Source organism: Pseudonocardia alni (genome assembly GCF_002813375.1).
In the GTDB taxonomy this organism is placed as follows: Bacteria; Actinomycetota; Actinomycetes; order Mycobacteriales; family Pseudonocardiaceae; genus Pseudonocardia; species Pseudonocardia alni.
In genome coordinates this window covers 4,070,796-4,083,958 of sequence record NZ_PHUJ01000003.1, presented here as the reverse complement: position 1 = coordinate 4,083,958, position 13,163 = coordinate 4,070,796, and the positions used below count along the sequence as shown (strand labels likewise).

Genomic DNA, 13,163 nt, shown 5'->3' with positions numbered 1-13,163 from the left:
CCCCCGGGCGGCCCCGGTCATTCGGCGGCGCCGGTCACGAGCGTGTTTCCGACGGCCGGTGTGCGCGGCGTACCGTTGCGGGGGTGAACGTCGACGTGACGCCGCTGCCCGGGATCGGGGTGCGGAAGGAGATCGAGCTGCGCAGCGGCCGCCGGGTCGGGGTCATCGCGCACCGCGACGGGAAGATCGACCTGATCCTCTCCCGTGCCGACGACCCGGACGCCTGCGTCGCGGAGCTGCCGCTGACCACCGAGGAGGCGGGCGCCCTGGCGAACCTGCTCGGCGCCCCGCAGCTGGTCAACCAGCTGAAGGACGAGCACGCAGACCTCCCGGGCATCACCACCCGCAAGATGCCGATCAAGCTCAACAGCCCGTTCGACGGCCGCCCGCTCGGCGACACCGCGCTGCGCACCCGCACCCAGGTGTCGGTGGTCGCGATCATGCGCGCGGGCCAGGTGATCCCGTCACCGACGCCGGACCACGTGCTGGCCGCCGGGGACATCGTGATCGCCGTCGGGACGGCCGAGAAGCTGGAGCAGGCCGCCGACATCCTCGCGCGCGGCTGAGGCCTCCCCGGTAGTCGTGGACCACACCGCACTCGAACTGCTCGAACTCGGCGCCGTCTTCTTCGGGCTCGGCCTGCTCGGCAGGCTCGCCCAGCGGATCGGCCTGTCCCCCATCCCGCTCTATCTGCTCGGCGGCCTCGCATTCGGCGCAGGCGGCGTCATCCCGCTGGGCGACATCGGCGACTTCACCTCGCTGGCCGGCGAGGTCGGCGTCGTCCTGCTGCTCCTGCTGCTCGGGCTCGAGTACTCCGCGGTCGAGCTCGTCACCGGCCTGAAACGGTCGTGGACCGCCGGGATCGTCGACATCGTGCTCAACGCCGCGCCCGGCGTCGCCGTCGCGCTGATCCTGGGTTGGGGCACGGTCGGGGCGATGGTGCTGGGCGGGGTCACCTACATCTCCTCCTCCGGGATCGTCGCGAAGGTGCTGTCGGACCTGGGCCGGCTCGGCAACCGGGAGACGCCGGTGGTGCTGTCGGTGCTGGTCTTCGAGGACCTGGTGATGGCGCTCTACCTGCCGATCCTCACGGCGCTGCTGCTCGGCGTGACGCTGTGGGGCGGGATCAGTGCGGTCGCGGTGTCGCTCGCGGTGATCTCGGTGGTGCTGGTCGTGGCCCTGCGCTACGGCCGCTACGTCTCGGCCGTCGTCGACTCCGACGACCGCGAGGTGTTCCTGCTCAAGGTGCTCGGCGCCGCGCTGCTGGTCGCCGGGTTCGCCCAGGCCATGCAGGTGTCCGCCGCGGTGGGCGCGTTCCTGCTGGGCATCGCGATCTCCGGCTCGACCGCGGAGAACGCGACGAAGCTGCTGGAGCCGCTGCGGGACCTGTTCGCCGCGGTGTTCTTCGTGGTGTTCGGCCTCTCGACCGACCCGCGGGCCATCCCGCCGGTGCTCGGCTGGGCGCTCGTGCTCGCCGTGTCGACGGCCGCGACCAAGTACGCGACGGGCTGGTGGGCGGCGAAGCGCGCACGGATCGGGCGGATGGGCCGGGCCCGCGCCGGGGCCGCGCTGATCGCCCGCGGGGAGTTCTCGATCGTCATCGCCGGGCTGGCCGTCGGCTACGCCGCCGTGCCCGCCGAGCTGTCCGCGCTGGCCACGGCCTACGTGCTGATCATGGCGGTGCTCGGCCCGATCGCCGCCCGCTACGTCGAGCCCGTCATGCGGGCGATCCCGACGCGCACCCCCGCGACCGTCTGAGGGCCGCCGCGTCGGATTCGGGGCGCCAGTGTCTCGCCGGCCGGCTCAGCGACCCTCTGAGCCCTGCAGCCGGTCGATCGCCTCGTCGTCCGGAGCGGCACCCGACCCGTCCACCCCGGTCCGCAGTCCGCCGAGAACGAGGGACAGGGCACGACGCCACGTCGTGTCGTCCTGCGGGCCTCCGGCCCGTTGCACCGCACCGATCATGATCTCGATCAGCACGAGGTCCCCCGCCCCGATGCCGGGCGCGACGCTGCCGTCGGCGCGGTCCCGCTCGAGCAGTCGCTCGGCGAGTGGGCCGATCCGCTCGCGAGCCCGAACGGCGAGGGCGGTTCCGTGTGGGCCGGTACGCAGGACCTGCGACAGGCCGAGCTCCGCGGCCTGACGTTCGGCGACCGCGGTCACGAAGCGCTCGACGCATCTGCCGTGCCGGTCCTCCGCCAGCACCCGCTCCGCCAGCGCGACCACCCCGTCGACGTGGGCGTCGAACAGGGCTTCCACGAGGGCTTCCCGGTCGGCGAAGCGCCGGTACAGGGTGCCGATACCGACCCCGGCGGCACGGGCGATGTCCTCGAGGGCGACGCCGAGCCCATGCTCCAGGATCTGCTGTGCGGCCGCATCGAGGATGCGGCGGCGGTTCCGTTCGGCGTCGCGGCGCAGCGGGGGGTCCACGGTCACCACACGACGGTACGGACCGCGATCCGCCCGGGGACGGGGCACGTCGGTGGATGCGGCCGGGCGGGGCGTGTCACCACGGTCGGTGCACCACCCGGTCGACCGAGATCCGCAGCAGGACCCGCGCCCCGGCGCTCCCGGGGACCGCCCGGTACGGGCCGCCCGTGTAGCGCTGCGCCAGCTCGTCGATGTGCTCCGCCGCGCCCTCCTTCGTGAACGCGACGACATGACCGCGCAGCCCCCAGTAAGCGGCGTCGTCGGTGCCGCACACGGCCACCGAGACCCGGGGATCGCGCCGCAGGTTCGCGAGCTTGCGGTGGCCCTCGACGGTGTTGACCAGGACGTGGGTGCCGTCGGTGTCGACCCAGGTCTGGGTGAGCTGGGGCTTCCCGTCGGCGTCGGTCGTGGCGACGAAGCACCGGACGCCGGAGCGCAGCAGCTCCAGCACAGGCGCGGGCAGTGCGATCGGCGTGCTCACCGCAGCCCCACGAAGGTCGCCCGGATGTCCTCGACCAGCGCAGCCGGCTGCTCCAGCGCAGCGAAGTGTCCACCACGGTCGTGCACCCGGTGGTGGACGACGTGCTCGTAGCGGGACTCGATCCAGCGCCGCGAGGCCCGCACGGGCTCACGCGGGAACACGCTCACCCCGAGCGGGGTGGGGTTGGCGCCCCGGCGCCCCGGGGTCTCCTGCGCCGCTTCCCAGTACAGCCGGGCCGACGAGGCCCCTGCCCCGGGGATCCAGTACAGCATGATGTCGTCGAGGATCGAGTCGAGCCCGAGAGCAGCGGCGGGGGCGCCGTCGGTGTCGGACACGTCGAGGAACAACCCGTAGATCCAGGCCGCGAGCCCGACAGGATTGTCGGCGAGCAGGTAGCCGATGGTCTGCGGTCGCGTGCTCTGCGCGAACGCGTAGGCCGACATCCCGTCGCGGTACCGCGTGGCCGAGGCGATCATCTCCTGTTCCTCGGCGTTGGCGCCCGCGACCTCCTCGGCCGTCGGGAACGCGGGGATCAGGTTCAGGTGGATCCCGCGCAGACCGGGTGGGACGTCACGGCCGAGGCGGTCGACGACAGCGGCCCCCCAGTCGCCGCCCTGGGCGCCCCAGCGCTCGCCGTGACCGAGCCGGTCCATCAGGACCGCCCACGCCCGGGCGATGCGACCCACGTTCCACCCGGGGCCGGTCGGCCGGTCGGAGAAGCCGAATCCGGGCATCGAGGGGACGACGACGTGGAAGGCGTCCTCGGCCGAGCCGCCGTGGGCGACAGGGTCGGTCAACGGCCCGATGACGTCGCGGAACTCGAGGATCGATCCGGGCCAGCCGTGGCACAGCAGCAGCGGGAGCGCATCGGCTTCGGGCGAGCGTACGTGCAGGAAGTGCACGCCGAGGCCGTCGATCTCCGTGCGGTACTGACCGAACCCGTCGAGCACGGTCTCGGCGCGTCGCCAGTCGTAGTCGGTGCGCCAGTACTCGACGAGCTCCTGCATCGCCCGCAGCGGCGGCCCCTGAGAGGTGTCGGTGACCGTCTCCGGCTCGGGCCAGTCGACGTCGGCCAGACGGGCACGCAGCCGGTCGAGGAGCACGTCGGGGACGTCAGGTCGGAACGGTGTGATGAGCACCGATCGACGCTAGCACGAAGCGGAGGCTTTCATCCGTTTCGTGGTGGAGGTGGTCGCCGTCAGTCCCGGGCGGCGAGGGTCGCGTTGTAGAGGTCCCGCTTCGGCACGCCCGCGGCCTCGGCGACGGCGGCGACGGCGTCCTTGAGACGCTCGCCGTCGTCGGTGCGCTCCCGGACGGCGTCGACCAGCGACTCCACCGGCGGCGCCTCCCGGGCCTCGGCGCCGGCCAGCACCACGGTCACCTCGCCGAGCACGTCGCCGGAGGTGGCCCAGGTGTGCAGCTCGGCCAGGGTGCCGCGCACGACCTGCTCGTGGGTCTTGGTCAGCTCCCGGCACACCGCGGCACGGCGGGACTCCCCCAGCACCGCGACGGCGTCGGCGAGGGTGTCCGCGGTCCGGCGCGGCGACTCGAAGAACACCACGGCGCGGCGCTCGTCGCGCAGGGTCCCCAGCCACCGGCGGCGCTCGCCGGAGCGGCGCGGCGGGAAGCCGTCGAAGCAGAACCGCTCGCACGGCAGGCCGGACAGGACCAGCGCCGTGGTCACCGCGGACGGGCCGGGCGCGCAGGTGACCGGGAGGTCCTCCGCGGCGGCCGCGGCGACGAGCCGGTAGCCCGGGTCGGAGACGGCGGGCATGCCGGCGTCGGAGACGACCAGCACGGTCGCGCCGTCGCGGACCGCGGCCAGCAGGCCGGGGAGTCGCTCGGCCTCGACCGCGTCGTAGTGGCTGACGATCCGGCCCGTGTACGTGACCGGCAGTGCCGCGGCGAGGGTGCGGAACCGGCGGGTGTCCTCGGCGGCGATCACGTCGGCGGTGGCGATGAGCTCCCGCAGCCGCGGCGAGGCGTCGCGCGGGTCGCCCAGCGGGGTCGCGGCCAACACCAGGCGTCCGGTGGACCGGGCCGTGTCGGGCGTGGAGTCGGGGGCGGGAGTCACGCGGACCAGCCTACGATCGGCGGCGATGGCCTCCACGACCGCCGACGCCGGGAGCCGGGTCGCCGGGGCGGCCCCGGAACCCGGGCTGACCCCGCGCGGCACCCCGCCCCCGCTGCGCCGCGCCGATCCCGGCCCGGCCGCCCGGCTCGGGGCGCCGCCGCCGTCGGACCGGCTGCGCGGGTGGCTGGTGACCGCGGGCGTCGTGCTCGTCGCGGCGCTGCTGCGGTTCTACGACCTGGGCGAGCCGACCGACCGCGGTACGCCGGTCTTCGACGAGAAGCACTACGTCCCCCAGGCCTGGGACATGGTCCGCAACGGCGGGGTGGAGTCCAACCCCGGCTACGAGAAGATCGTCCACCCGCCGCTGGCGAAACAGCTGATCGCGCTGGGCCAGATGGTGTTCGGCTACGACGGCGTCGGCTGGCGGGTCTCGGCCGCGCTGGCCGGGGTGCTCACGGTGCTGCTGGTGGTGCGGGCCGGGCGTCGGCTGACCCGCTCGACCGCACTGGGCGGGCTGGCGGGGCTGCTGCTGTGCGCGGACGGGCTGTCGCACGTGCAGTCTCGGATGGGGATGCTCGACGTCTTCTCCGCGCTGTTCGTGGTGGCCGCGTTCGCCGCGCTGCTCGCCGACCGCGACGACGTCCGCTCCCGGATGGCACGGGTCGTCGCGCAGGGGCGGGTCGGCGACACCGTCTGGGGCCCGCGGTGGGGGGTGCGCTGGTGGCGCCTCGCCGCGGGCGTCTCACTCGGCCTGGCCGGCGCGGTGAAGTGGAACGGCGCCTACTACGTCGCCGCGTTCGGGGTGCTCTGCGTGCTGTGGGACGTGTCGGTGCGCCGCCGCGCCGGCGTCACCCGGCCGTGGGTGGGCACGATGGTCCGCGACGTCGCCCCCGCGCTGTGGGCGCTCGCGCTGGTCCCGGTGCTGACCTACGTCGGGTCCTGGTGGGCGTGGTTCGGCAGCGAGACCGGCATCGACCGGCACCAGGTCGGCCGGGAGATCGGCACCGGCGGCGCGTTCGCCTGGCTGCCCGACGCACTGCGCTCGCTCTGGTACTACCACGGCCAGGCCCTCGCCTTCCACGAGAACCTGACGACCCAGTCGGCGGGCGCGCACCCGTGGGAGTCCAAGCCCTGGACCTGGCCGATGGGGCTGCGGCCGATGCTCTACCGCTACGCCGACGACGCCACCGGCTGCGTAGAGACCGAGTGCGTCTCGGCGGTCATGCTCATCGGAACGCCCGCGCTGTGGTGGCCGGCGATCCCGGTGCTGCTCTGGGGTCTGTGGCGGGCCGTGACCCGGGTGGACTGGCGCTGGACGGCGGTGCTCGTCGGCTACGGCGCGGGCTTCCTGCCGTGGTTCCTCAACCTCGACCGGCAGATGTACTTCTTCTACATGATGCCGGTGGTGCCGTTCCTCGTGCTGGGCGTCGTGCTGGCGATGGGGCAGATGCTGGGCCACTCCCGGATGAGCGCGCAACGGCGACGGAACGGGTTGCTCGTGGTCGCGACGTGGGTGGCGCTGATCGGGGTCAACTTCGTCTGGCTGTGGCCGATCCTGGTCGGCGACCCGATCACCACGGCGCACTGGCAGGCCGAGCTGTGGCTGCCGTCGTGGCGCTGAGACGTTGCTCCGTCCGGGTGAGGCACGGAACCGCGGAGGCAGCGGCGACGACGACTCCGGCGTGAGCCCCGTTCTCCGCCGCCTCGCGGTCGCCCTCCCCGCCGTACTGCTCGCCCTGGTCGCCGGGGCCGCCCCGGCCTGGGCGCACACCGAGCTCGAGTCCAGCTCGCCCGCCGCGAACTCGCAGGTGGGCACCGCGCCGACGTCGGTGTCGCTGACCTTCTCCGAAGAGATCGCGGCCGCCGACGCGTCGGTCTCGGTGACCGGCCCGGACGGCACCGACCACGCGGCGGGCCCCGCCACCGGCGAGGGCGCCACCCTCACCGTCCCGCTGCGCCCGCTCGGCGCGGCCGGTGCGTACACGGTCACCTACCGGGTGGTCTCCGACGACGGCCACCCCGTCTCGGGCACGGTGCCGTTCACCCTGACCTCCCCCGGCCCCGGCGCGGCCGCTACGACCCCCGCACCCGCCGCCGCAGCGCCGACGGCCGCCGCGCCGGAGACCGCGCCGCAGACCATCCCCGCCGCGGCCGACGACGGCGGCGCCCCGGTCTGGCCGTGGGTGGTGCTCGCCGTCGTCGTGATCGGGGCCGGGGCCGTGTTCGCGCTGCGCCGGTCGCGGGCCTGACCATCGACGGGACCTCCCCCGGCGGCGGCGTCCTCCGCGACCCGGTCCGCGAGCCCGCGCCCGCGGTCGCCGGGTGGGTCGCGGTGCTGGTGGGGGCCGCGGTCGTCGTCGCCGGGGTCACCGGTGGCATCGGGCCGGACGGCGTCGCGCTCGACCTGGCCCGGACGGTCGTGCGGGCCGCGGCGGACCTGGCCGCGGTGGTCGCGGCGGGTGCGACGCTGGTCGCGCTGCTCGCACCCGACCGGGTTCCCGGCGCCGACCGGGTCCTGACGACCGTCGCGCCGCTCTGGCTCGGGGTGCTGCTGGTCGAGACGTTCGTCCGGGGCGCGGTCGTGTCCGGGCGCGGGCTCGCCGACGTGCGCGGCCCGGACCTGCTGGGTTTCCTGGCCGGTCCGCGTGCCGGGACCGGCCAGCTGGTGGCGCTGGCCGCGGTGCTCGCGCTGATCGGCGTCGCCGGGTCGCGGCCGGCCCGGCCGGGCGCCGGTCCGGGGCCCGCGGTGCTGGCGCTGATGGTGGTCGTCGTCGCGGCGGCGGCGCCCGCGGCGACCGGGCACACCGCGGCGTCGACGGTCGCGGCGTACGCGGTGCCGGCGGTCGTCGCCCACGTCGCGGCGGCGCTGCTGTGGGTGGGCGGGCTCGGCGCAATGCTGGTCACCGCCCGCGACGCCGACGTGCGCACCGTCGCGGTGCCCCGGTTCTCCCGGCTCGCGCTCGCCGCCGTCGTCGTGCTGGGGGTGACCGGGCTGCTCGCCGCCACCGCGCGGCTGACCTCCCCCACGGACCTGGTCACGACGGCCTACGGCGCGGTCGTCCTCACCAAGGTCGTGCTGCTGGCCTGCGCCGCCGCGCTGGGCGGCGCGACGCGGGCCCGGCTGCGCGCCGGGCGGCTGCCGGTGCAGGTGTGGGCGGCGGTGGAGGTCCTCGTGCTGGTCGCGGCGACCGGCGTCGCCGCGACCCTGACCCACACCGCCTGAGCGGTCGGCGGGAGGCGAGGTCAACCGCAGGCCGGAAGACCGAGCCCGCCGCGGGACGCCGGCTCCAGGTACACCTCCGAGAGGTAGCCGGAGCGCCCGTCCGGCCAGCTCACCCGGTACCAGAGCTCGGACTCGACCCGGTGCGGGTTGCGCGCGGCGGGCGAGTCGAGGTTGTGGTTCCACATCCGCTCACCGACGACCGTGCAGGTGGCGGGCAGCAGCGCCCCGCTGACGACGTCGGTGCCGTCCTCCCGGCAGCCCCGGGTACCGCAGAACGCGATCGCCCGTGACGAGAGGTAGGCGGGCCCGGAGTCCTCGACGAGGTCCTCCGCGCCGAGCGCGACCTTGTTCTGGACCGTGACGACGACCGGTCCCGCCGCGATCGGTGTGCCCGCCGTCCGGGCGGTGAACCAGCCTGCGGCGCCCGAGGCCATGCCGGTGACCAGTACGGCGACGACCACCGCCCGCGTCGTACGTCCCCCGGTCTCCTGCGGGCCCGCCGCCGGGGCCGCGGTCGCGTCCGGGACCGCAGGTGCTCCCGCGGACGGTGGCGGCACGTCCGCGGAGAGGGTCGCCGTGGACCTCGCCGGGGCCGTGGCGGGCGACGCGGGCGCTGCGGGAGCCGCGGCCAGCACCGCGTGCCGGCGCGCCCAGCCCCGTACCTCCACCTCGGGCACCCCCACGGCGGCGAGCACCGTCGTCACCAGGTCGGCGCGGGGCAGGCGGGGTCCGGTGCGGGCGTTGCCGATCGCGCTCTTGCTCCAGTTCGACCGCTCCGCGGCCTCGCGGACGGACACGCCGCGGGCGTCGAGCGCGGCGGCGAAGTCGCGGCAGAACTGGTCCGGGGAGTCGAGGGGACGACCGTCAGGGGATTCGGTCACCCGGACGAGTATCCGGCCTGCGATCACGAGGGGCCAGGGGGAACGGGCACCGTCCCACGAAGATCGTCACGATTGACGAGAGGATCTCGCGATGACCAGGTGCATCCGCAGCGACCACAGGCCGTCGTCCGCGGCGGAGGTGTGCATCGGCACCCGGTCGCGCTCGACGAAGCCACGGGCCCGGTAGAACGGGACGCCCAGGTCGTTGCCCTCGGCGACGCTCACCCACATCCCCGTCGCGCCGTGGTCGCACAGCTGGGCGGTGACGTGGTCGAGCAGCCGGGTGCCGATCCCCTCGCCGCGACGGTCCGGGTCGAGGTAGAGGACGTAGAGTTCGCCGACGCCGGCCCCGGTGATCGCCCCGCCGGCCGCGCCGACCACCGTGCCCGCCTCCTCGGCGACCACGTAGCCCAGCCAGTGCGGCGGGGCGGGGACGGTCTCGGACCGCACCCTCGTCTCGTCGTAGAAGCGGACGACGACGGCGTCGACGAACGCCTCCGGCAGCAGGTCGCGGTAGGTGGCCCGGTAGGCGCGGGTGCAGACGTCGGCGATCCCGGGGGCGTCGGCGGGGACGGCGGCGCGGACGGTGGGCGCGATCGGATCGGCCATGTGACCACAGTAAGCCTGCCACGAGGAACGGCCGGACCCGTCGGGTCCGGCCGTGTGGTGGTGGAGCTGAGGGGAATCGAACCCCTGACCTTCTCGATGCGAACGAGACGCGCTACCAACTGCGCTACAGCCCCAAGTGTCTCAGGCCCGCCCTCGCGGGCTGACCTGAAGAACCCTAACAGACCCCTATTCGCCCACCGCACGCCGGTGGGGGGTGCCCGTGTCGAACTCGTCGGGCTCCTCCTCGGCGTCCACGTCGACCAGCGACGTCCCGGCCGGGACCGGCGGCGGCGGGGCCGCGGCGAGACGCGGGAGCGACGACTCGTGCTCGGTCCCGACGGGCCCCTCGACGGTGCGTCCGCGGGCCGGGAGCACACCCAGCGGCTCGCCGGTGCCGCGGACCCGGGTGGGCTCACCGTCGTCGGCGGTCCAGTCGTCGTCCTCGTCGGTGCCCGTGCTGACGGTGGCGGCGGTCGCGCGGATCTCGTCGTCGGCCCGCTCCTCGGCGGAGGCGTCGCGGCCGCGGTGGGCCCACTCGTCGAGCTCGGGGTCGTCGGCGGCCGGGGACTGCCGGGTGCCGGCCAGGCGTGCGGCGCGGCGGGCCCGGATGCCCTCCTCGATGCGGACCTGGCGGCGCAGATAGGTCAGGTAGCCGACCAGGCCGGCGCCGACGACACCGGTGACCCACCAGAACACCGTCGAGACCAGCAGCGCGGCCGCGCCGGCGGCGAGCAGCAGGACCAGCAGACCGAGCACGACGCGCTGGCGGAACGCGTACTTGGCGTGCGCGGCCGCGGCGGCGGCCTCGGGGTCGAAGCCCCCGCGGCCGGGGCGGTAGCGGGCCGGCGGGCGGGACCAGCCCTCCTCGTCGAGGTCGTCGACCTCGTCGAGGCCGTCGGCGCCGGTCCCGTGCTCGTCGTCGGCGTCGACGGGCCCGGCGGGCTCGTGGTCGTCGTCGGGCCGGGGGTCGCGCTCCCGGTCCGACCGGACCCGCTCGTCGGGATCGGCGTCGTCGTGGCCGACGAGGTGGTCGTCGTGGTCGTCGCCTGCGGGGCCGCGGACGCGGCCCTCGTCGTCGATCTCGGTGTCCTCGACGTCGTCGTAGGCGTACTGGTCGGCCTCGTCGGAGCGCTCACGGGGAGCGGGGACGTCGTCCCGCGCCTCCGCCAGCTCGCCGACCGTGGTCGGACCGGATCGCTGTGTCACAAGAACCTCCGGGTGTCGATGCCGCGCGGGACGTTCCAGCACCCGCCCGGACAGCAGCGCCGGGCTGAGCCGGGCCACTTCCTGCTGGCGCCGGGCGACGGTCGGAACGAGGATCAGCAGCCAGAGCACGACCAGACCCACGAAGATCAGAGAGCTGGGCACTGCTGCCTCCTCCCCCGACCGGCGCAGTCCACCCGGTGGAACGGCCCCGATCCGCGCCACCACCGATCACCGTAATCGGGCGGACCTCCGCACCCGGGTCGCGACGCGCCGTGGTCCCTCGGACGGAGGGTGCGAAACCAGGGACGTGCGGTACACGTGTGACTCCGGTGAGTGATCAGGCGAGGTGTCGGTGCTGCGCAGGGTCAGGCCCGCGAGGCGCGTCCGTCCCGCACCAGCCGGGCCGCGAAACCACCCGGCGGGACCTCCTCGGCGGTCACCGCGTAGGCGTAGTGGTCGCGCCAGGCGCCGTCGACGTCGAGGTAGCGCTGCAACAGTCCCTCGCGGCGCAGCCCGAGCCGGGCGAGCACCGCGATGCTGGCCACGTTCTCCGGGCGGACCGTGGCCTCGACGCGGTGCAGCCGCACCGGGCCGAAACAGTGGTCGAGGACGAGAGCGACGGCCGCGGTGGTGATCCCGCGCCCGCCCAGGGTCGAGTCGAGCCAGTAGCCGACGTAGCCCGACAGCAGCGGCTCCCGCACGACGTTGCCGACCATGACGTGGCCGGCCATCGCCCCGTCGACGGTGATCGCGAACGGCAGCGACAGCCCGCGCCGGGCGGCCCCGCGCAGCAGCCACCATCGGCCGGGCCACTCCACCCCGGAGTTGCGGCGGGACCACCCGCCGTGGGTCGTCGGCTCCCAGGGGCGCAGGAAGTGCTCGTCGCGCACCCGGATCCGGGCCCAGTCACCGCCGTCGCGCAGCCGCACCGGGCGCAGCCCCACCTCGTGCCCGCGCACCCGCAGCGGTCCGAGGACGGCGGGCCAGCCGGGGTGACCGCCGGGCGGTTCGGGGACGGCGGACGGCGGCACGCGGCTCAGTTCCGCCCGCGGGGAACCAGCTCGACGTGCTCACCGACGGTCATCTCGGTCACGTCCTCGTCGATGACCGCCAGCGCGTTGACCTCGGACAGCACCGCCAGCAGGTGGGTGCCCGACACACCGAGCGGCTGGGCGAGCAGCTCGCCGCCGTCGTCGGAGCGCAGCAGCCGCGCCGGGATGTAGGACCGGCGCCCGGCCGGGGAGACGATCGGGGAGGTCAGCCGGGCGGTCCAGGTGCGCCGCATCGGCTCCTGGCCCAGCGCCAGCCGGATCAGCGGCCGGACGAACACCTCGAACAGCACCAGCGCGGTCGCCGGGTGCGACGGGAACAGGAACACCGGCACGGCGTCCGGGCCGAGCCGGCCGTAGCCCTGCGCGGAACCGGGGTGCATCGCGACGCGGGTGTCGTCGATGCCACCGAGGTCGGCCAGCCCGCTCTTGGCCTCGGCCGCGGTCGTCCCGCCGCCCGCACCGCAGACCACGACGATCTCCGACGCCGGCAGCAGGTCCTCGACGGCGCCACGGATCTCCGCGGCGCTGCCGCCGACGGTGCGGGGCCGGTTGGTCTCCGCGCCCGCCTCGCGGGCGGCGGCGACCACGGCGTGCGAGCAGACGTCGGCGACCTGCCCGGACGACGCCGAGCGGCTCACCTCCACCAGCTCGTCGCCGACCGAGACGACCGAGACCCGCGGCCGCGGGTGCACCAGCAGCTTGTCCCGGCCCGCGGCGGCGAGCATCGCGACCTGGGCCGAGCCGACGACGTCGCCCTCGCGGACGGCGACGTCACCGGACTGGACGTCCTCCCCCACCCGGCGCACGAAGCCGGCCGACGGCACGCCGCGGCGGATCGTGAGGCGCGCGGTGCCGCCGTCGGTCCACCCGAGCGGGGCGACGGCGTCGGCGAGGGTCGGCAGCGGCGCCCCCGCCGCGACGCGGACGGCCTGGCCGGGCTGCAGCCGCAGCGGCTGACGCGACCCGGCGGCGATCTCGCCCACCACCGGGACGGTGACCGGGGAGGCGTCGGTGGCCCCGGCCACGTCGACGCTGCGCACCGCGTAGCCGTCGATCGCGGCCTGGTCGAAGACCGGCAGCGGACGCGCCGCGACGACCTCCTCGGCGCTGCGCAGCCCCTGCGCGTCGGTGATCGCGACGCGCACCGGGGCCGGGCGCACCGCCACGTCCAGGATCCGGGACAGGTGATCGGTGACCGTGCGCACTC

Annotated in this window: 14 protein-coding genes and 1 tRNA gene; 5 read left to right on the top strand and 10 right to left on the bottom strand. The window is 75.2% G+C overall.

Annotated elements, in window-relative coordinates:
- The first annotated feature begins 83 nt into the window (after window positions 1-83).
- Window positions 84-566: a cation:proton antiporter regulatory subunit gene (locus ATL51_RS20255; RefSeq protein WP_073577611.1), complete on the top strand. Its 483-nt coding sequence runs from the start codon at window positions 84-86 to the stop codon at window positions 564-566.
- Between the two features lie 16 nt (window positions 567-582).
- A complete protein-coding gene (locus ATL51_RS20250) occupies window positions 583-1,758 on the top strand; it encodes a cation:proton antiporter (protein ID WP_073577610.1) in 1,176 nt (391 codons plus the stop codon).
- A 45-nt stretch (window positions 1,759-1,803) separates the two neighbouring features.
- Here ATL51_RS20250 and ATL51_RS20245 read toward each other — a convergent pair whose 3' ends face one another.
- The 4 genes from ATL51_RS20245 to rsmI form a co-directional block, all read right to left on the bottom strand.
- A complete protein-coding gene (locus ATL51_RS20245; RefSeq protein WP_157818464.1) occupies window positions 1,804-2,436 on the bottom strand; it encodes a TetR/AcrR family transcriptional regulator in 633 nt (210 codons plus the stop codon).
- Window positions 2,437-2,506: 70 nt separating this feature from the next.
- The gene (locus ATL51_RS20240) at window positions 2,507-2,911 is read right to left on the bottom strand and encodes a TIGR03618 family F420-dependent PPOX class oxidoreductase (protein WP_301549106.1); all 405 of its coding nucleotides are present in this window, start codon (window positions 2,909-2,911) and stop codon (window positions 2,507-2,509) included.
- Window positions 2,908-4,050: an epoxide hydrolase family protein gene (locus tag ATL51_RS20235; protein WP_100879585.1), complete on the bottom strand. Its 1,143-nt coding sequence runs from the start codon at window positions 4,048-4,050 to the stop codon at window positions 2,908-2,910. Before ATL51_RS20235 ends, ATL51_RS20240 begins: the two co-directional genes overlap by 4 nt.
- Before the next feature lie 59 nt (window positions 4,051-4,109).
- Window positions 4,110-4,985, bottom strand: coding sequence for a 16S rRNA (cytidine(1402)-2'-O)-methyltransferase (gene rsmI, locus ATL51_RS20230; protein ID WP_167410027.1), 876 nt, complete (start codon window positions 4,983-4,985; stop codon window positions 4,110-4,112).
- A gap of 25 nt (window positions 4,986-5,010) precedes the next feature.
- Between rsmI and ATL51_RS20225 the strand changes: the two genes are divergently transcribed.
- The 3 genes from ATL51_RS20225 (at window position 5,011) to ATL51_RS20215 (ending at window position 8,208) form a co-directional block, all read left to right on the top strand.
- A complete protein-coding gene (locus ATL51_RS20225) occupies window positions 5,011-6,606 on the top strand; it encodes a dolichyl-phosphate-mannose--protein mannosyltransferase (protein ID WP_100880831.1) in 1,596 nt (531 codons plus the stop codon).
- A gap of 61 nt (window positions 6,607-6,667) precedes the next feature.
- Window positions 6,668-7,234 (top strand): copper resistance CopC family protein, encoded by a 567-nt coding sequence (locus ATL51_RS20220; protein ID WP_208623040.1) that lies wholly within the window; start codon window positions 6,668-6,670, stop codon window positions 7,232-7,234.
- Window positions 7,165-8,208, top strand: coding sequence for a CopD family protein (locus ATL51_RS20215; RefSeq protein WP_100879584.1), 1,044 nt, complete (start codon window positions 7,165-7,167; stop codon window positions 8,206-8,208). Before ATL51_RS20220 ends, ATL51_RS20215 begins: the two co-directional genes overlap by 70 nt.
- Window positions 8,209-8,228: 20 nt before the next feature.
- Here the strand turns inward: ATL51_RS20215 and ATL51_RS28385 are convergent, their stop codons facing one another.
- From ATL51_RS28385 to glp, 6 genes are all read right to left on the bottom strand, one after another.
- A complete protein-coding gene (locus ATL51_RS28385) occupies window positions 8,229-9,089 on the bottom strand; it encodes a helix-turn-helix domain-containing protein (protein WP_157818462.1) in 861 nt (286 codons plus the stop codon).
- Window positions 9,090-9,155: 66 nt separating this feature from the next.
- Window positions 9,156-9,698: a GNAT family N-acetyltransferase gene (locus ATL51_RS20205; protein ID WP_100879583.1), complete on the bottom strand. Its 543-nt coding sequence runs from the start codon at window positions 9,696-9,698 to the stop codon at window positions 9,156-9,158.
- 58 nt (window positions 9,699-9,756) lie between these two features.
- Window positions 9,757-9,832, bottom strand: a tRNA-Ala gene (locus tag ATL51_RS20200).
- A 52-nt stretch (window positions 9,833-9,884) separates the two neighbouring features.
- The gene (gene sepX / locus ATL51_RS29730; RefSeq protein ID WP_157818461.1) at window positions 9,885-11,066 is read right to left on the bottom strand and encodes a divisome protein SepX/GlpR; all 1,182 of its coding nucleotides are present in this window, start codon (window positions 11,064-11,066) and stop codon (window positions 9,885-9,887) included.
- A gap of 203 nt (window positions 11,067-11,269) precedes the next feature.
- A complete protein-coding gene (locus tag ATL51_RS20190; protein ID WP_301549105.1) occupies window positions 11,270-11,935 on the bottom strand; it encodes a GNAT family N-acetyltransferase in 666 nt (221 codons plus the stop codon).
- Between the two features lie 5 nt (window positions 11,936-11,940).
- A complete protein-coding gene (gene glp / locus ATL51_RS20185; protein WP_100879581.1) occupies window positions 11,941-13,161 on the bottom strand; it encodes a molybdotransferase-like divisome protein Glp in 1,221 nt (406 codons plus the stop codon).
- Window positions 13,162-13,163 lie beyond the last annotated feature (2 nt).

Excerpts from the sequence above, each read along its gene's own strand:
- ATL51_RS20225 (WP_100880831.1), top strand. The coding sequence starts at position 5,011 with ATGGCCTCCACGACCGCCGACGCCGGGAGCCGGGTCGCCGGGGCGGCC.
- ATL51_RS20205 (WP_100879583.1), bottom strand. The coding sequence starts at position 9,698 with ATGGCCGATCCGATCGCGCCCACCGTCCGCGCCGCCGTCCCCGCCGAC.